The sequence below is a fragment of the Streptomyces pyxinicus genome (genome assembly GCF_024753135.1).
GTDB lineage: Bacteria > Actinomycetota > Actinomycetes > Streptomycetales > Streptomycetaceae > Streptomyces > Streptomyces pyxinicus.
The window spans coordinates 23,905-40,694 of sequence record NZ_JANUGP010000032.1; the positions used below are offsets into that span (position 1 = coordinate 23,905).

A 16,790-nucleotide genomic window follows, 5' to 3' on the forward strand; every position below is an offset into this window, starting at 1 on the left:
CACCGCACGCTGCTTCCAGCCCTGAACGCCCTTTCCCTGGAGTGGTTCCCCATGTCCCAGAAGACCCTGTCCGACGACGCCCGCGCGGGGGTCGCGGGCGTCGAGCGGGGACAGGCCTCGTCCCGCCGGTGGTGGATCCTCGGCGTCGTCGCCATCGCCCAGCTGATGGTGGTCCTCGACGCCACGATCGTGAACATCGCCCTGCCCTCCGCCCAAGCCGACCTCGGCTTCTCCGACGGCAACCGGCAGTGGATCGTCACCGCCTACGCACTCGCCTTCGCCTCCCTGCTGCTGCTCGGCGGCCGGATCGCCGACCTGTTCGGGCGCAAGCCGGCCTTCCTCGCCGGTGTCGTCGGCTTCGCCGCGGCCTCCGCGCTCGGCGGCGCCGCGAACGGCTTCACCATGCTGGTCGTGGCCCGGGCCCTCCAGGGCGTCTTCGGCGCGCTGCTGGCACCGGCCGCGCTGTCCCTGCTGAACACGACCTTCACCGACGCCCGGGAGCGGGCGCGCGCCTTCAGCGTGTACGGCGCGATCGCCGGCGCCGGCGGCGCGGTCGGCCTGCTGCTCGGCGGTGTGCTGACCGACGCCCTGGACTGGCGCTGGACCCTGTACGTGAACGTGGCCATCGCGGTCGTCGCCTTCGCGGGCGGCTGGCTGCTGCTGGGCAGCCACCGCGACGCGGCGGACGCCAAGCTGGACGTGCCGGGCACGATCCTGGTCGCGAGCGGCCTGTTCTCCCTGGTCTACGGCTTCTCCAACGCCGAGACACACGACTGGGGCTCCCCGCTGACCTGGGGCTTCCTGATCGCGGGTGGTCTGCTGCTCACCGCCTTCGCCTGGTGGCAGACCCGCGCCGCGCACCCGCTGCTGCCGCTGCGCATCCTGCTCGACCGCAACCGGGCGGCCTCCTTCATCGCCGTACTGATCACCGGCGCGGGCATGTTCGGCGTGTTCCTCTTCCTGACCTACTACCTCCAGCTCAACCTCGGCTTCAGCCCCACCAAGACGGGTGTGGCGTTCCTGCCGATGGTCGGCGCGCTGATGGTGGCGGCCCAGCTCGGCACCACACTCCTGGTGCCCCGTCTCGGCCCCAAGGCGGTCATCCCGCTGGGCTTCGCGATCGCCACGGCCGGCATGGGCTGGCTGACCGGCATCGGCGTCGGCTCGCACTACGCCGGCGCGGTGCTGCCGCAGCTGATCGTGATCGGCGCCGGCCTCGGCCTGGTCATGCCGCCGGCCATGCAGCTGGCCACGGGCGGGGTCGCGGCCGAGGACGCGGGCGTGGCCTCGGCGACCGTCAACGCGATGCAGCAGGTCGGCGGTTCGATCGGCACGGCTCTGCTGAACACGCTCGCCGCGAGCGCCGCCACCGACTACCTCACCGGCCGGGACGCCACGAGCAAGCTGGTCCAGGCGCAGGCCACCATCGAGAGCTACACCACCGCGTTCTGGTGGTCCGCCGTGCTCTTCGGCGCGGGAGCCGTGCTCGCCTTCCTGTTCTACCGGCGCGGGGTGCCGGCGCAGGACGCGGACGCCGCACCGGTCGTCCACATGTGACAGCCGGTGTCCGACCGGCCGAAGGGGCCGCCGTCAGCAGGGAGACGGCGGCCCCTTCGCGCTGTCCGGGACGCTTGGACGGACGCTGCCGGGTAACCCGTAGTGGATCAAGCGGGTACGGCGACGACACCGAGGAGCGGTCATGACCACTGGGAACGATCACGAGGAGCACCCCGACACGGCGGTGGAGGAGGTCATCCGGGAGGTCGAGGAGGCCGAGAAGCGGGGCGACGAGGGCAAGGACGGCGCCCACTCCGGCGAGGCCGGCGACGCCACCAGCCCGAACGTCGGGGCGCAGGAGCAGGCCGAGGGAGAGTAGTCCGGGAGAGGCCCGCGGGTCAGCCGGGCGGCGGGCCCACGGGGCGTTCCGCCAGCGCCCGGGCCACCCCGTACAGGTTGGCGGCCATGGCCCGGCCGGTGCGGTGCGACCAGTCGCGGCCCTTCTCGTCGTCCAGGTAGTCGGGGCCGGGCCCGGGGCCGAGGTGCCAGTATGTCCAGGCCTGGCCCGGGATCGTGTAGCCGATGTCGGCGAGGGCGCCCTGGATCTCGCTGATGACGTGGTGGGCGCCGTCCTCGTTGCCGGTGACGACCACCCCGGCGACCCGGTTGTAGGCGACCGGACGGTCCTCGTCGTCGGTCTCGGACAGCATGGCGTCCATCCGCTCCAGCACCTGCTGGGCCACCGAGGACGGCCGGCCCAGCCAGGTCGGCGAGGCGATCACCAGGATCTCGGCGTCCAGCAGTTTCTCGTGGACGCCCGGCCAGGCGTCGCCCTCCCGGACCGCCTCGCTGACCACACCGGGCTCGATGGACAGGTCCACCGCCCGCACGAACTCGACGGACACGCCGTCCTTCTCCAGCTGTTCCGTGACGACACGGGCCAGGGCCTCCGTGTTGGAGGGGTCCGGCGATTTCTTGAGTGTGCAGTTGATCACTAGTGCTTTCATGCGGCCCGGGTACCCGGCCGCCATGAACCAGCACCTGCGAGGACCCCGGCTGCCCGTGCCCCGGGGACCGCTGTCCGAGGCGGTCACCGGCTGCCTGCGCGCCGCCGGCCCGCTCCCCCGCCCCGAGGACGCCGAGACCGCCGACCCGTACGGCGACGATCTGCACCTCGCCCTGTACGTGTGCTACGAGCTGCACTACCGGGGCTTCGCCGGCGTCTCCCCCGCCCACGAGTGGGACCCGGAGCTGCTGCGCGTGCGCCGCGCGCTGGAACAGCGTTTCCGGTCCGCGCTGCGGGCCGACACCCCGGTGCACGCGAGTCTGGACGAGGCGCTGGAAGCGATCCTCACCGAACCGGTCGAGGGTGCCGGGGTGAGCCACTTCCTGCGCGACGAGGGCGAGCTGTGGCAGGTGCGCGAGTACGCGGCCCAGCGCTCGCTGTATCACCTGAAGGAGGCCGACCCGCACGCCTGGGTGCTGCCCCGGCTGTGGGGGCGGGCCAAGGCGGCGATGGCGGCCGTGGAGTTCGACGAGTTCGGCGGCGGCCGGGCCGACCGGGTGCACGCCCGCCTGTTCGCCGACCTGATGACGGACCTGGACCTGGACACCGCGTACGGCCGCTACCTGGACGCGGCTCCGGCCGAGATGCTGGCGATCGTCAACCTGATGTCCCTGTTCGGGCTGCACCGCGAGCTGCGGGGCGCCCTGGTGGGGCACTTCGCGGAGGTGGAGATCACCTCCTCGCCGGGCTCGCGCCGGCTGGCCGAGGCGATGCGCCGTACCGGTGCCGGACCGGCCGCCGAGTTCTTCTACGACGAGCATGTCGAGGCCGACGCGGTGCACGAGCAGGTCGTCCGGCACGAGGTGATCGCCGGGCTGCTCGCGGAGGAACCGGAACTGGCGCCGGACGTCACCTTCGGGATCGACGCGACGGAGTACCTGGAGGACCGGCTCGCCCGGCGGCTGCTCACCGAGTGGCGTGCGGGGCGCTCTTCGCTGCGCGAGCCCCTGGCGCCGCGGCCGGTCCCGGTGTCCTGAGCGGCGCGGCACATCGGGAGGTACATCCGGGACGAGGGGGGTACTCGCGCGGACGTGATCGCATGGGTGCTTCCGGGTGTGTACGCCCCGCAGGATGACACGGAACTGCTGGCCGAGGCCCTCCGCGAGGAGATCCTGCCACCGGGTTCCCGTGTGCTGGACGTGGGCACCGGAAGCGGGGCGCTGGCGCTGGAAGCGGCCCGGCGCGGCGCCGAGGTGACCGCGGTGGACGTCTCCCGGCGGGCGGTGTGGACGGCCCGGCTGAACGCCTGGACGATGCGGCTGCCGGTCCGCATCCACCGCGGGAACCTCTTCGGTCCGGTGGGCGACCGGACCTACGACCTCATCCTGGCGAACCCGCCCTACGTACCGGCTCCCCATGCCGCGCGCACACCGCGCGGCCGGTCCCGGGCGTGGGACGCCGGCGCCGACGGACGGATGCTGCTGGACCGGATCTGCCGGGACGCCCCGGCGCTGCTGCGGCCCGGCGGTGTGCTGCTGACCGTGCACTCCGCGCTGAGCGACCCCGACCGCACGCTGGAGCTGCTGCGGTCGGCGGGGCTGAAGGCCGCGGTGGTGCGGCGCCGGTGGATCGGCCTGGGCCCGGTGCTGCGCTCGCGGGAGGAGTGGCTGCGCCGCAGGGGGCTGCTGGAGGCGTCCGAGGACCGGGAAGAGCTGGTGGTGATCCGTGCCGAACGAGTCCGCTGAGGAACCGGAGTCCGCCGCGGAGCCGGAGCGGGCCGAGCCGTCCGCTGCGGAGAAGGAGAGGACCGAGCCGGAGAGGACCGCCGAGGACGACCGCGTCCGCCGGATCTCCATGCGGCGGGGCGGGCCGCTGCTGGTGGAGGGGCCGGTGGAGATCGAGCTGGAGGACGGCACCACGGTCTCCTCGGACCGGTTCCGTGTCGCTCTGTGCACATGCCGGCGCAGCCGGCGCTATCCGTGGTGTGACACGAGTCATCGGCGCCGGGTCTGAACACCGCTCAAACCGCTGATTTCGCGCCGCTCCCCGGACGGCCCCCCACGGGCCGTACCGGGGAGCGGCTTTGGTGCCCGGGAGACGGCGGGTGGCCCCACTCCGCCCGTCGGTCCCGGCGAGATCGCTGGGTCCCCGTCCCAGGGGCCGCACTCCCCAGTCACGGCCCTGATCCGGCATACCCGGGAACCACGCGATCCCGGTCCTAGAAGGCGAAGACGCTGCCCGCGGCGGCGTCCTTCACACAGGTGTTGCCGAAGCTGCGCTCGTAGGAGACGCGCTTGCCCTGCCACACGCCCTCGACGGTGACGACCACCGGGTCGTAGAGCTGCGTGCACCACACGCCCTGGCGCCCCTTGAGGGCGTTGAAGTCGCCGTCCGCGCCGCGCACTTCGGCGCAGGCGTCGGCGGCGGCCGGGTGGGTGCCCGATGCCGTGGGGGCGCAGGTGAGGGTGACGGCGCGCTCAGGGGTGACGGTGGCCGCGTTCTCGCCGTGGCCGATCGTGAGGACCAGCGCCGAGGGGGCGTAGAGCGCTGCCGGGGCCGCGTCCGGCGCGGCGACGGCGGCCCCCGTCAGGGGTCCGCAGACGGCGGCGGCCGTGAGGCCGAGGGCCGCTGTCCAGCGCGCGGTGTTCCGCATTGTGTGCATCCTTCCGCTCGAAGTGTTCCGATTGCCGTCGGGTCCCGGTCGGGAACCGCGGCGGCGAGCGACACTCTGCCGAGTCCGCGAGCGAAATACACATCGCACCCATAGGTTTCAGTAACCTTTCGTGTTGAAGCAGTGGCGTGAAGTCACGGAATTCGACCAGGTCGACCGCCGAACTGAGCGGTTCTTGATCGATCAAGGCCGCTGGATGGCCGAAAGTCACCGCTTCGTTAATAGGCCTGAAACATCCCGGCGCCAGGCTCTCGCCACCCCTTCGTGACGCCCCGTGTTCACGTCCCCGTTGACAACGCCCAGCCAGGCAACCGCCGGTACCCGGCCCCATACGCCCCGAACTGCGCGTATTTACGAGCGAGTACCGGGCCGGTACCGTGAGGGCATGCCAGCTCTCAACGTGGAGTTCAGCGAACGGGAACTAGAGGACCTGCGGCAGATCGCCAAGGAGCGCGGTACGTCGATGAAGGCCCTCGTCCGTGAGGCGGCCGCCGCCGACATCGCCCGGCACCGGGCCCTGGCGGAGGGGGCGGAGGCGTTCCGGCGGTTCTTCGCCGCCCACGCCGAGGAGTTCGCCGCGGCCTTCCCGGAGGACGAGTCCCCCGCCAAGGGCGAGGCCGCCTGAGCGATGGCCGCCGCCCTGCACATCGACGTCCCCTGGCTGCTCCAGCGGCACGAGGAGGTCCTGCCCGACCAGCCGGCCGTGGACGACTTCTCCGCGCTGGTCGCCGCCGTCGCCCGGCACCGGGTGGACCCGCCCCGGCTCGGCGTGAACTCCGACCCGGCCTGGCGTGCGGCGGCCCTGCTGCACACCCTCGCCGTGCTCAAGCCGCTCCCCGCCGCCAACGCCCGCTTCGCCTGCGCCACCGCGGTGGCCTACATGTACGTCAGCGACGCCGGCATCGACCCGCCCTACGGCGCCCTCGTCGACCTGACCCGGGACCTGATCTCCGGCAAGTCCGACGTGTACGACGCGGCGGACCGGCTGCGTTCCTGGCAGATCTGAACGTCCCGCTCCGCGCGGCGGACGTCCCGGCCGGCCGGTCCCGTTCCCGTCAAACGCCCGGCCGGCGGGGGAAGCCGCCGGGGCCGCCGGCCGAGGGCGGGAGGAACAGGGCCGGCGGCCGGTCGCGCGCGGGAGAGCCGCCGTCCCGCACGGGGCCTTCCGAGGAGGCCGACACCCAGTCCACTACCGGCCCGCCCCACCGGGGAGCGTGCGCGGTCCGCCGGTGCGGGTGCTCGCTTCACACGGGGGGTGCCCCCGCCCGCCCCGGACGCGCGCGCCCGGCGGGCCGCACCGCACAACGCCGACACGCGCCACGTCCCCACGGAGCCAGGTGAGTTGGCGCCGCACCCGAGCACCGGCACGCGGTGGGGCGGGGGCGCACACACCGGGGGCCGCACCACGCGACGGCGACGCGCCACGGCCCCGTGTCGCCGGGCGAGTTGGCACGACACCGAGCCACGGCCGCACGCCGCGAGGCGAGCCGCCGCTTGCGCCGGGGACTGACCCGACAGGCCGTCGGCACCGGATCGAACCCGGGAACCGCCCGATCACCGAGCACCGGGGGCGCGTTCCCACCCGAGCCGCCCGTCTCCGCTCCCGGACCCGGCCAGGACCCTCAGACCGAGGCCTCCACCAGATCTGCCCGTGTCAGCGTGCCCGGACCGGTGTGGCCCGAGAGGGCGAGGGTGAGGTCGAGTTCGGCGAGGACGCAGCGGATGACGTGGTCGACGCCCGCCTGTCCGTCGAGGCCCAGCCCGTACACGTACGGCCGGCCGAGCAGCACTGCCCGGGCGCCGAGGGCGAGGGCCTTGAAGACGTCGTCGCCGGTGCGCACGCCGCTGTCGAAGAGGACGGCCAGCCGGTCGCCGACCGCGTCCGCGACGCCGGGCAGGGCGTCGGCCGCGGCGACGGAGCCGGCCACCTGCCGGCCGCCGTGGTTGGAGACGACCACGCCGTCCATGCCGGCGTCCGCGGCGAGGCGGGCGTCGTCCGGGTGCAGCACGCCCTTGAGGACGATGGGGCCGTCCCAGTGCTCGCGCAGGAACGCCAGGTCAGGCCAGGTGTGCCCGGGGTCGCCGAACAGGCCGAGGAAGTGCAGCACCGCCGCGTTCGGGTCCTCGTGCACGGGCTTGGCAAGGCCGGCCAGGAACGCCGGGTCGGTGAAGTAGTTGGCGGTGCCCACCCCGTGCAGGAACGGCAGATAGGCCTGGTCCAGGTCGCGGGGCCGCCAGGACAGCAGCGGGGTGTCCAGGGTGACGACCAGCACCGAGAACCCCGCCGCCCGCGCCCGGCCCAGGAAGCTCCGGGTCACCTCGCGGTCCTTGCCCCAGTAGAGCTGGAACCACCGCTCGGCGTCCCCCATGGCCTCCGCGACCCGCTCCATCGGCGTGCTGGACGCGGAGGACAGGACGTACGGCACACCGCGCGCGGCGGCGGCCCGGGCGGCGGCGGACTCGGCGTCCGGGTGCATGATCGACAGGACGCCGACGGGTGCGAGGGCCAGCGGCGCCGGCAGACGCCGGCCGAGCAGTTCGACGGACAGGTCCCGTTCGCCGACGTCCCGCAGCATGCGCGGCACGATCCGGCGCCGGGCCAGGGCCGCCCGGTTGGCGCGGGCGGTGCTGCCGTCACCCGCGCCGCCCGCGACATAGCCCACGGGGCCGGGCCCGAGCCGGTGTTCGGCCAGTTCTTCGAGCCGGGTGAGATCGGTCGGGAGCCGGGGCACGACACCCGTCATCCCGTTCAGGTAGATCTCGTACTGGAAGTCCGCCCACTGACCGCCCACCGTGCTCCCCTCATCCCGCACCCCGTCAAAGGTACTCACAACTGATCGCGAGCGCACAGAATCTGACGGCCTGGCACGCACAGTCGACCTGGGTCCGGAACTTCCGGAACAGCCCTTCGGTCACTTCGGCCGAAAGTCACCCTTGACCGTTTCCGGCCGACCGGACCACGGCGTGGGGGTCGCGGTCCACGGTGGTCCGGGAAGCACTACGCTGGAACGGAAGTGATGCCACCTGTTCACTGTGAGTGTGCGCTGGGGAGCGGTTGACGATGAGCCCGGTCTATCCGTTCGACGAGGCGGCGACGGCCCGGGCTGTCATCGATGACGACGGGACTCTGACGGAGTGGAGCGAGGGCGCCCGGCGCCTGCTCGGCCACCCGGCCGAGGCCGTCGTGGGCCGCCCCGCCGCCGGACTGCTCGCGGGCGACCCCGCGGGCCCCGGCGAGCGTGCCCCGGCCGTACCCGAGGGCCCCCGCCGGCAGGGGACGATCGGTTTGCGCCACCTGGACGGCCGTACCGTGACGGTCTGGCTGCTCGCCCACCACCGGCCGCCGGAGCGGGGCCGCCCGGGCCACTGGACCGTGGTCACACCGCTGACCGGCGCCGCACCGCGCGCCGCGGACGATCCGCTGGCACAGGCGGGCCTGTTGCAGTCCCCGTGCGCGATCGCCGTGTACGACGACGCGCTGCGGCTGCGCCGGATGAACGACGCGATGGCCGCCGTCCTGGGCCTCCCGGAGGACCGGGTACGGGGGCTGCGGCTCCCGGAGATCGCCGGCCGGGCAGGGAGCGAGGAGGTCGAGCGGGGCATGCTGGAGGTGCTCTCCACCGGCACGCCCCAGGACCTGCGGACCTTCACGGACAGCGGCGACGAGGAGCGGGCGCACGCCTGGCTGGCCCGGATGGCGCCGGTCAGGGACGCGGCGGGCCGGGTGCGGGGCGTGTGCCTGGCCGCCCACGACATCACCGACGGCCACCGGGCCCGCCAGCGCCTGCAACTGGTGAACGAGGCGAGCGCCCGCATCGGCACCACCCTCGACGTCACCCGGACCGCCCAGGAACTGGCGCGGATGTGCGTACCCGCCCTCGCCGACTTCGTCACCGTGGACCTGCTGGACCCCGAGGAGTACGGCGGTGAGCCCCCGGCCCGCATCACGGCCCCGGTCACACTGCGCCGGGCCGCGCACTGGTCGGTCCTCGCAGGGGTGCCCGAGGCGGTGCTGAAGCCCGGGCAGACCGAGCGGTACCCGGAGCAGTCCCCGCAGGCCGACGCCCTCACCGCGGGCCGGCCGATCATCGCCTCGGTCGCCGCCGGCGACATGGCCAGGTGGTTGACCTGGAACACCGCGCGCGACGACCGGGTGCGCGCGTTCGGCATCCACTCCTCGATGGCGGTGCCGATCCTGGCCCGCGGGCTCACCCTCGGGGTGGCGGTCTTCACCCGGCACCGGCGTCCGGACGGCTTCACCGCCGACGACCGGCTGCTGGCCGAGGAGATCACCACGCGCGCCGCGGTCAGCATCGACAACGCCCGCCGGTACTCGCGCGAGCGCGAGACCGCCCTGGCGCTCCAGCGCAGCCTGCTGCCCCGCACCCTGCCGCGCACAGCGGCGCTGGAGGCGTCCTCCCGGTACCTGCCGGCGGCGCGGGCCGGGGTCGGCGGGGACTGGTTCGACGTGATCCCGCTGTCCGGCACGCGGGTCGCGATGGTGGTCGGGGACGTGGTGGGGCACGGCGTGCAGGCCTCGGCCACGATGGGACGGCTGCGCACCGCCGTACGCACCCTCGCCGACATCGACCTGGCACCGGACGAACTGCTCACCCACCTGGACGACCTGGTGGTGCGGCTGTCGGACGAGTCGGGCGGCGACGGCAGCACCGGCGAGGTCGGCGCGACCTGTCTGTACGCGGTGTACGACCCGGTCTCCCGGCGCTGCACCCTGGCCCGCGCCGGGCATCCGCCACCGGTGCTGGCGCGCCCCGGCGACCGGCCGCGCCTGCTAAACCTGCCGGCCGGTCCCCCGCTGGGCGTGGGCGGGCTGCCGTTCGAGTCGGCGGAGGTGGAACTGCCCGAGGGCACGGTCATCGCCCTGTACACCGACGGTCTGGTGCCGGACCGGGAGGGGGACGGGGACGCCGGCCGCGAGGTGCTGTTCTCGGCGCTCCGGGCGGACACGGGCTCCCTGGACGCCGTCTGCGACCGCATCCTGCGGGCGCTGCTGCCGCACGGGGGCGCCGCCGACGACGTGGCGCTGCTGCTCGCCCGCACCCAGGGCCTGCCCGCCTCGCAGGTGGCGACCTGGGACATCCCGGCCGACCCGGCGCTGGTGGCACCGGTCCGCAAGCAGGTGGTCGGGCAGCTGGCCGAGTGGGGGCTGAGCGAGGCCGCGTTCCCGGCGGAGCTGGTGGTCAGCGAGCTGGTCACCAACGCCATCCGGTACGGCGCCCACCCGATCCGGCTGCGGCTGATCCACGACGCGGACACATTGATCTGCGAGGTGTCGGACACCAGTCACACCGCGCCGCACCTGCGCCGGGCCAAGACCTTCGACGAGGGCGGCCGGGGACTGCTGCTGGTCGCCCAGCTCACCCAGCGCTGGGGCAGCCGGCACACCCCGGACGGCAAGACGATCTGGGCGGAGCTGCCGCTGTTCGAGGCGGGCGGCGAGGCCTGAGGGGTCAGGAGGCGGACAGCCAGGGCCGTACCTGCTTGCGGGCCTCGTGCAGGCGGGACTTGAGGGTGCCGAGCGGGATGCCGACACGCTCGGCGACCTCGGCGTAGTCGAGCTGGCAGATGTCCCGGTAGACCAGCGGCGCGACCAGCTGCGGGTGCTCCCGCTCCAGCCGGTCGAGGGCCTCCAGCAGGTCCACCCGGGAGCCGGCGATGACGCTGGTGGTGCGCGGGTCGACGGCCTGGGAGGGCTCGATGACGACGGGCTGTTCGGCGGCCCGGCGCTTCAGCTCCCGGTACTTCTGCCGGCAGCAGTTGGCGACGACGGTGTAGAGCCAGGTGCCGAAGCGGCTGCGGCCCTCGAACCTGGTGATGTGCCGGGCCACCTGGAGCAGCACGTCCTGGGCGGCCTCCTCGGCGTCCTCCCGGCAGGGCAGGAAGCGCGCGCACCGGCGCACCACCTCGGGCCGCAGCTCGGTCAGCAGCCGGTCCAGGGCTCCGCTGTCGCCTGCGGCGGCACACCGGGCGAGGTCTTCGATCGGCGCCTGGTCCTGCACGGAAGGGTCCCTTCGTGGTCGATCTCCAGGCAGGCATGATAGTCGTATGCATTCCCTGCGGCGGATCGGCCGCTACCGCCTCGAACGGCCACTGGGCAGCGGCGCCTTCGCCACCGTGTGGCTCGCCGACGACCCCGAGCTGCAGGCGCCGGTGGCCGTGAAGGTGCTCGCCGAGAACTGGGCGCACCGGCTCGACATCAGGGAACGTTTCCTGTCCGAGGCGCGGCTGCTGCGCCGGGCGGGTTCCAACCGGGTGGTGCAGGTCTACGACATCGGTGAACTCCCGGACGGCAGGCCGTACTTCGTGATGGAGTACGCCGACGGCGGCACCCTCGCCGAGCTGCCGGCCGCCGGACCGCTGCCGGTGCCGGACGCGCTGGCGCTGACGGCCGAGGCGGCGCGCAGTGCCGCGGCGCTGCACGAGGCGGGCATCGTGCACCGGGACATCAAGCCGACCAACGTGCTGCTGCACACCGCCCCGGACGGCACCCGGCGGGTGCTGCTGGCCGACCTGGGGCTGGCGAAGAGCCTGGCGCAGGCCTCCGTGCTGACGCTGGCGGCGGGCTCGGCGGGCTACCAGCCGCCCGAGCAGGCCGAGCCCGGGGAGGGCATCGACGAGCGGGCCGACGTCTACAGTCTGGGCGCGGTCGGCTACGAGCTGGTCACCGGGACCGTGCCGGGACCGCCCGGGAAGATCGTGCCGCCGCGGCGGCTGCGGCCGGACCTCGGCGAGGACGTGGAGCGGGCGCTGCTGCGGGCGCTGGAGCCGGACCGGGAGCGGCGCTGGCCGGACGCGCGGGAGTTCGCGCGGGAGCTGGACCGGCTGGCGGCGGGGACGCCGGCCGGGCGGAGCCGGCGGCGTCTGGACGGGGTGCGGGGCCGGCTCAACACGGTGACCCTGGCGCTCGCCGCGCTGCTCGCGGCCACGGCCGCCGCGGTCACGGTGACCTACGTGACCCAGCGGGGCGGCGACTCCCCGGACGGGGTGCGCGTCGCCGACACCACCGGCCGGGTGGTCCTGCGGGTGCCCACGGGCTGGGGCCGGCAGATACGCGGCGACGGCTGGGACCCGGCGGCGCTCGGGCTGGCGAAGGGGCACGAACCGGGCCTGGTGGTGGCCGACGACGTGTCCCGCTGGTCCGACCTGAAGGCGGCCGTGGACGGGGTGTTCGTCGGCCTCGGCGAGCACGGCGACGTCACCACGCGGGTCGGGAAGCTCACGCACGCGGGATGCCGCTACTCCGGGGACCGCGTCTTCGCCGACGGCGGCTGGCGCGGGCTGGTGCGCACCTGGAGCGGCTGCCCGGACGGCGGCTCGGTCACCGAGAGCGCCCTGACCCCGGCGAGCGGCGCGAAGCGGCCGCAGGTGTACGTGCAGGTGCGCCAGCGGGGTGCCGGGGACGCCACCGACGGCGTACTCCGTTCGCTGCGGGTGTCCTGATCCGGGAGGTACCCGGGCCGAGGCGGGGAAGAAAAGGCGGTGTGTTCCGAACTTTTCCGGCGTGCGACGCATCGGACTGTCATGACGGCGCACCCGGCGCCGCAGGCACGCGGTGCGTCGCGTGCCCCCGAGATCCAGGAGTGTGGAGCGACATGGTGTACACCACCCGGTCCGCGCGGCACCGGGCCCTGTTCGTGGGCGCGGTCGCCGTCATGGGCCTGCTGACCGCCTGCGGCAACGGCAAGGACGTCCAGAGCGACCCCGTGACGGGCTCCGGTACGGCCGCCCCCGCGACCGACGGCGCCTCCAGTCCGGGGGCCGCCTCCTCCACCCCGTCCGATGCCGGTTCGGGTTCGGCGCCGGGCGTCTCGTCCTCGGCTCCGGTGGCGACGCGGTCCGGTGACGGCTCGGCCTCGTCCAAGGACACGGCCGCCGCGAGTTCGCGCTGCCACACCTCCGAGCTGCGCGCCTCGGTGGGCCGCAACGACCCGGGGGCCGGTCAGGAGAACTTCCCGGTCGTGCTGACCAACAAGTCCGGCCGTACCTGCACGCTGCGCGGCTATCCGGGCGCGGCCTTCGTGAACGGCTCGGGCACCCAGCTGGGCGCCGACCCGAAGCGGGGGTCCGGCGCGCCGGCGACGGTGACGCTCAAGCCGGGGCAGAGCGCGTGGTCCGGGCTGACCTTCTCCAACCCGGAGGTCAGCGGCGCCAAGAAGGCGACGCCGGCCGCGCTGCTGGTGACCCCGCCGAACGAGCGCGACCATCTGAAGGTGACGTGGTCGGGCGGCCCGGTGCCGGTGTCGGGCAACTCCTCGTCCGTCACGCTGACCGTGGTCAGCCCCGGCACCGCGCCCTGAGCGGGCCGAACCCCCTCCCCCGAACCCCGCCGTCCGGCTCCCCGGGCGGCGGGGTTCGTCATGACCGCGCCACAAATGTCACAGGACGGCAACAGCCACCGGAATCCGCGATCTTTCTCCCCGCCCCCGGCATCGAACCCCCTCGACCGCACGACGAACAGGCCCCGCCGGGGCCGTGGCGAGGAATTCGGGGAGACGATGAGCGGGATCTCACGCAGGCGGATGCTGACGGCGGGCGCGGCGACGGGCGCTCTGGGCGCGCTGGCCGCCTGCTCCTCCGGCACCGGGCTCCGGGCCGGCGAACCGGGCCCGGGAACCGCCTCGGGCACCGCGCAGGCCCGCCCGGCGAAGCCGATCGGCGACGGGTCCACCGCCGACACCGGCCCCCAGCCGCACCAGCCCGAGGCGGTCCGGCTGAAGGCGGGCGAACGGCCCCCGCAGTTCGTGGTGTTCTCCTGGGACGGCGCGGGCGAACTGAGCAACAAGCTCTTCTCCCGGTTCCGGAAGGTGGCCGCCGGCCACGGCGCCAAGATGACGTTCTTCCTCAGCGGCATCTACACCCTGCCCGAGTCGAAGAAGCACCTGTACCACCCGCCGCGGCACCCGGTCGGCGCCTCCGACATCGGCTACCTCGCCGACCGGCACATCCACGCCACGCTCCAGCAGGTGCGCGCCGCCTGGCTGGAGGGCCACGAGATCGGCACCCACTTCAACGGGCACTTCTGCGGGGCGAACGGCGTGCGCAGGTGGTCCCCGGCCGAGTGGCGCAGCGAGATCGACCAGGCGGTGGACTTCGTCACCCACTGGAAGACCAACACGGGCTTCACCGACCTCGAACCGCTCCCCTTCGACTACCGCAAGGAGCTGACCGGCGGCCGTACCCCCTGTCTGGAGGGCCAGCCGAACCTGCTGCCCACGGCCGCCGCGCTCGGCTGGACATACGACGCCAGCTCCCCCGGCGGCCTCCAGATCTGGCCGGACAAGGTGCGCGGCGGCCGGGTCTGGGACTTCCCGCTCCAGTCCATACCCTTCTCCGGCCACTCCTTCCAGGTGCTGTCGATGGACTACAACATGATGTTCAACCAGTCGCACGGCAACCCGCTCGGTGACCGCGCGCAGTACGACGCCTGGCGCGCCCAGGCCCGCGACACCTACCTGGCCGGTTTCCGCCGCGCCTACGAGTCCAACCGTGCCCCGTTCTTCATCGGCAACCACTTCGAGCGCTGGAACGGCGGTATCTACATGGACGCCGTCGAGGAGGCGATCGGGAAGATGGCCGACCACGACGACGTGCGCTTCGTGTCCTTCAAGCAGCTCGTGGCCTGGCTGGAGGCGCAGGACGCGGCGGTGCTGCGCAAGTTGCGCACGCTCCCGCCCGGGCAGTCCCCGGCGGGCGGCTGGGCGGAGTTCCTGGGCGCGGCGGGTACCCGGACGTCGTAGGCCGCCGCCCGGGACCCCCCGGTTCCACACGGCGTCTGTTTTCATGGGCGGGCACCACGTGATCGCTTCCGGAGGGACCCGCCCTGAACACCCCGCTCGCCGAGGCCCTGTCGGCCGTCCTGCTGGCCGCCGTGCTCGCCTGGGCGGTGGTACGGCCCTTCGGCTGGCCGGAGGCGGCCCTGGCGGTGCCCGCTGCCGGGGTCGTGGTCGCGACCGGGGCGATCTCCCTCGACCACGCCCGCGCGGAGGCCGAGCGGCTCGGCCCGGTCGTCGGGTTCCTGGCGGCCGTGCTGGTGCTCGCCCACTTCTGCGACGTGGAGGGCCTGTTCCGGGCCTGCGGGGCCTGGATGGCGCGCTGGGCGGCCGGGCGGCCGGTGCGGCTGCTGACGGCGGTGTTCGCGCTGGCCTCGGCCATCACCGCCGTACTGAGCCTGGACGCCACGATCGTGCTGCTGACCCCGGTGGTCTTCGCGACGGCCGCGCGCGGCGGTGTCCGGCCGAAGCCGCACGTGTACGCCTGCACGCACCTGTCGAACACGGCGTCCCTGCTGCTGCCGGTGTCGAACCTGACGAATCTGCTGGCGTTCGCGGCGAGCGGGCTGAGCTTCACCCGGTTCGCCGGGCTGATGGCCCTGCCGTGGCTGGCGGCGATCGGCGTCGAGTACCTGGTGTTCCGGCGGTTCTTCGCCCGGGACCTCGCGGCGGCGGCCCCGGCGGGCCAGGACCCGGGCGAGGCGCCCCGGCTGCCGCTGTTCGCGCTGGTCACGGTGGGCTGCACGCTGGCCGGGTTCGTGGTGGCGTCGGCGTTCGGCGTTGACCCCGCCTGGGCGGCCGCCGCGGGCGCGCTGGTGCTGGCCGGGCGGGCGCTGCTGCGGCGGGAGGCGGGCGTGCCGGACGTGGTGCGGGCGGCGGCCCCGGCCTTCCTCGCGTTCGTGCTGGCCCTCGGCGTGGTGGTGCGGGCGGTGGTCGACAACGGGCTCGCCGGCGCCCTCGCGCATGTCCTGCCCGCCGGCACCGGGCTGCCCGCGCTGCTCGGGATCGCGGCGCTGGCCGCCGTCCTCGCGAACGTCATCAACAACCTGCCAGCGGTCCTGGTACTGCTTCCGCTGGCCGCGCCGTCCGGTCCGGGCGCCGTCCTCGCGGTGCTGCTCGGGGTGAACATCGGCCCGAACCTGACCTACGCGGGCTCGCTGGCCACGCTGCTGTGGCGGCGGATCGTGCACCAGCACGACCACGGCGTGGACCTCGGGGAGTTCACCCGGCTCGGCCTGCTCGCCGTGCCCTGCTGCCTGGCGGTCGCGGTGGTGGCACTGTGGGGGTCGCTACAGGTTCTCTGACGGAGGGTCGCGGACCCGGGAAGGCGGCCGGATGCGGGTGATCGCCTGGCTCGTGGAGGGCACCTGGCCGGCCTGCGTGGACGCCGTGCGCACCCATGCCCCGGCGCCGGCCGAGGTGGTGCTGCTGCACGTCAGCGGGCCCGAGGCGGCCGGTCTCGCGCACGGCGCGTTCGCGGGGCTGCTGGGGCGCGGGCATCCGGAGCGCGATCCCGGCGCCCTGCTGGAGACGCTCGGCGGGAGTTCCGCGGCCGGGCTGCTCGACGCCGCCGCCGAGCGGCTGGGGCGGCCCTGTGTCCGCGAGGAGCGGTCGGGAAGGGTCGAGCGGCAGGTGGTGGCCGCCGCGGACGGCGCCGATCTGCTGGTGCTGGCCCGGGACGGGGACCGCTCCCGGCTGGGGCCGCGCAGCCTGGGGCCGGCCGCGCGGTTCGCCGTGGACCACGCGCCGTGCCCGGTGCTGCTGGTGTGGCCGGAACCGGCGCCGGACCTGGCGACCCTGCCTCCCCCGCCGCCCCGCCCGTGAG

The 16,790-nt window shown here is 74.2% G+C and carries 17 protein-coding genes; 13 read left to right on the plus strand and 4 right to left on the minus strand.

Translation table 11 applies throughout. From position 1 onward, the window contains the following. The first annotated feature begins 51 nt into the window (after positions 1 to 51). Together NX794_RS30195 and NX794_RS30200 are read left to right on the plus strand one after the other, a co-directional pair. Positions 52 to 1,557, plus strand: a complete 1,506-nt coding sequence (locus NX794_RS30195) for an MFS transporter (RefSeq protein WP_258782576.1) — start codon at positions 52 to 54, stop codon at positions 1,555 to 1,557. A 142-nt stretch (positions 1,558 to 1,699) separates the two neighbouring features. Further along, complete coding sequence (locus tag NX794_RS30200) at positions 1,700 to 1,876, plus strand: hypothetical protein (protein ID WP_258782577.1); 177 nt, start codon at positions 1,700 to 1,702, stop codon at positions 1,874 to 1,876. Between the two features lie 19 nt (positions 1,877 to 1,895). Here NX794_RS30200 and NX794_RS30205 read toward each other — a convergent pair whose 3' ends face one another. Beyond that, positions 1,896 to 2,504 carry a flavodoxin family protein gene (locus NX794_RS30205; protein ID WP_258782578.1) on the minus strand — a complete coding sequence of 203 codons (609 nt, stop codon included), beginning with the start codon at positions 2,502 to 2,504 and terminating at the stop codon, positions 1,896 to 1,898. A 22-nt stretch (positions 2,505 to 2,526) separates the two neighbouring features. On the opposite strand from NX794_RS30205, the gene NX794_RS30210 reads away from it, so the two are divergent. The 3 genes from NX794_RS30210 to NX794_RS30220 all read left to right on the plus strand — a co-directional run bounded on the left by NX794_RS30210 (position 2,527) and on the right by NX794_RS30220 (position 4,516). Next, on the plus strand, positions 2,527 to 3,540 hold the full coding sequence (locus NX794_RS30210; protein WP_258782579.1) for an iron-containing redox enzyme family protein: 1,014 nt from the start codon (positions 2,527 to 2,529) through the stop codon (positions 3,538 to 3,540). Between the two features lie 78 nt (positions 3,541 to 3,618). Next, complete coding sequence (locus NX794_RS30215; protein WP_428985989.1) at positions 3,619 to 4,248, plus strand: HemK2/MTQ2 family protein methyltransferase; 630 nt, start codon at positions 3,619 to 3,621, stop codon at positions 4,246 to 4,248. A gap of 109 nt (positions 4,249 to 4,357) precedes the next feature. Beyond that, the gene (locus NX794_RS30220) at positions 4,358 to 4,516 is read left to right on the plus strand and encodes a CDGSH iron-sulfur domain-containing protein (RefSeq protein ID WP_258782678.1); all 159 of its coding nucleotides are present in this window, start codon (positions 4,358 to 4,360) and stop codon (positions 4,514 to 4,516) included. A gap of 205 nt (positions 4,517 to 4,721) precedes the next feature. Here the strand turns inward: NX794_RS30220 and NX794_RS30225 are convergent, their stop codons facing one another. Beyond that, positions 4,722 to 5,156, minus strand: coding sequence for a protease inhibitor (locus NX794_RS30225; protein WP_258782582.1), 435 nt, complete (start codon positions 5,154 to 5,156; stop codon positions 4,722 to 4,724). Positions 5,157 to 5,559: 403 nt separating this feature from the next. Here NX794_RS30225 and NX794_RS30230 point away from each other — a divergent pair, with 403 nt between their 5' ends. Beyond that, entirely contained in the window at positions 5,560 to 5,799 is a 240-nt protein-coding gene (locus tag NX794_RS30230; RefSeq protein ID WP_258782583.1) for a hypothetical protein, read from the plus strand. Between the two features lie 3 nt (positions 5,800 to 5,802). Further along, positions 5,803 to 6,180, plus strand: coding sequence for a toxin Doc (locus tag NX794_RS30235; RefSeq protein WP_258782584.1), 378 nt, complete (start codon positions 5,803 to 5,805; stop codon positions 6,178 to 6,180). A 616-nt stretch (positions 6,181 to 6,796) separates the two neighbouring features. Here the strand turns inward: NX794_RS30235 and NX794_RS30240 are convergent. Continuing rightward, complete coding sequence (locus tag NX794_RS30240) at positions 6,797 to 7,966, minus strand: lactate 2-monooxygenase (protein WP_258782679.1); 1,170 nt, start codon at positions 7,964 to 7,966, stop codon at positions 6,797 to 6,799. A 269-nt stretch (positions 7,967 to 8,235) separates the two neighbouring features. Here NX794_RS30240 and NX794_RS30245 point away from each other — a divergent pair, with 269 nt between their 5' ends. After that, positions 8,236 to 10,641, plus strand: a complete 2,406-nt coding sequence (locus NX794_RS30245) for a SpoIIE family protein phosphatase (RefSeq protein WP_258782585.1) — start codon at positions 8,236 to 8,238, stop codon at positions 10,639 to 10,641. A gap of 4 nt (positions 10,642 to 10,645) precedes the next feature. On the opposite strand, the gene NX794_RS30250 is transcribed toward NX794_RS30245, so the two are convergent. After that, positions 10,646 to 11,194, minus strand: a complete 549-nt coding sequence (locus NX794_RS30250) for an RNA polymerase sigma factor (RefSeq protein WP_258782587.1) — start codon at positions 11,192 to 11,194, stop codon at positions 10,646 to 10,648. Positions 11,195 to 11,240: 46 nt separating this feature from the next. Here NX794_RS30250 and NX794_RS30255 point away from each other — a divergent pair, with 46 nt between their 5' ends. The 5 genes from NX794_RS30255 to NX794_RS30275 all read left to right on the plus strand — a co-directional run bounded on the left by NX794_RS30255 (position 11,241) and on the right by NX794_RS30275 (position 16,789). Beyond that, complete coding sequence (locus tag NX794_RS30255) at positions 11,241 to 12,635, plus strand: serine/threonine-protein kinase (protein WP_258782588.1); 1,395 nt, start codon at positions 11,241 to 11,243, stop codon at positions 12,633 to 12,635. A 152-nt stretch (positions 12,636 to 12,787) separates the two neighbouring features. After that, a complete protein-coding gene (locus tag NX794_RS30260) occupies positions 12,788 to 13,492 on the plus strand; it encodes a DUF4232 domain-containing protein (protein WP_258782589.1) in 705 nt (234 codons plus the stop codon). A 198-nt stretch (positions 13,493 to 13,690) separates the two neighbouring features. Beyond that, a complete protein-coding gene (locus tag NX794_RS30265; protein ID WP_258782596.1) occupies positions 13,691 to 14,932 on the plus strand; it encodes a polysaccharide deacetylase family protein in 1,242 nt (413 codons plus the stop codon). 83 nt (positions 14,933 to 15,015) lie between these two features. Further along, complete coding sequence (locus NX794_RS30270; protein WP_258782680.1) at positions 15,016 to 16,269, plus strand: SLC13 family permease; 1,254 nt, start codon at positions 15,016 to 15,018, stop codon at positions 16,267 to 16,269. Positions 16,270 to 16,300: 31 nt separating this feature from the next. Beyond that, complete coding sequence (locus NX794_RS30275) at positions 16,301 to 16,789, plus strand: universal stress protein (protein ID WP_258782600.1); 489 nt, start codon at positions 16,301 to 16,303, stop codon at positions 16,787 to 16,789. The last annotated feature ends 1 nt before the right edge of the window (position 16,790 follow it).

Bases quoted from the DNA above. Each gene is read 5' to 3' on its own strand.
- NX794_RS30235 (WP_258782584.1), top strand. From the start codon at position 5,803: ATGGCCGCCGCCCTGCACATCGACGTCCCCTGGCTGCTCCAGCGGCAC.
- NX794_RS30260 (WP_258782589.1), top strand. From the start codon at position 12,788: ATGGTGTACACCACCCGGTCCGCGCGGCACCGGGCCCTGTTCGTGGGC.
- NX794_RS30275 (WP_258782600.1), top strand. From the start codon at position 16,301: ATGCGGGTGATCGCCTGGCTCGTGGAGGGCACCTGGCCGGCCTGCGTG.
- NX794_RS30245 (WP_258782585.1), top strand. From the start codon at position 8,236: ATGAGCCCGGTCTATCCGTTCGACGAGGCGGCGACGGCCCGGGCTGTC.
- NX794_RS30210 (WP_258782579.1), top strand. From the start codon at position 2,527: ATGAACCAGCACCTGCGAGGACCCCGGCTGCCCGTGCCCCGGGGACCG.
- NX794_RS30200 (WP_258782577.1), top strand. From the start codon at position 1,700: ATGACCACTGGGAACGATCACGAGGAGCACCCCGACACGGCGGTGGAG.
- NX794_RS30230 (WP_258782583.1), top strand. From the start codon at position 5,560: ATGCCAGCTCTCAACGTGGAGTTCAGCGAACGGGAACTAGAGGACCTG.
- NX794_RS30195 (WP_258782576.1), top strand. From the start codon at position 52: ATGTCCCAGAAGACCCTGTCCGACGACGCCCGCGCGGGGGTCGCGGGC.
- NX794_RS30225 (WP_258782582.1), bottom strand. From the start codon at position 5,156: ATGCGGAACACCGCGCGCTGGACAGCGGCCCTCGGCCTCACGGCCGCC.
- NX794_RS30255 (WP_258782588.1), top strand. From the start codon at position 11,241: ATGCATTCCCTGCGGCGGATCGGCCGCTACCGCCTCGAACGGCCACTG.
- NX794_RS30265 (WP_258782596.1), top strand. From the start codon at position 13,691: ATGAGCGGGATCTCACGCAGGCGGATGCTGACGGCGGGCGCGGCGACG.
- NX794_RS30220 (WP_258782678.1), top strand. From the start codon at position 4,358: ATGCGGCGGGGCGGGCCGCTGCTGGTGGAGGGGCCGGTGGAGATCGAG.
- NX794_RS30205 (WP_258782578.1), bottom strand. From the start codon at position 2,504: ATGAAAGCACTAGTGATCAACTGCACACTCAAGAAATCGCCGGACCCC.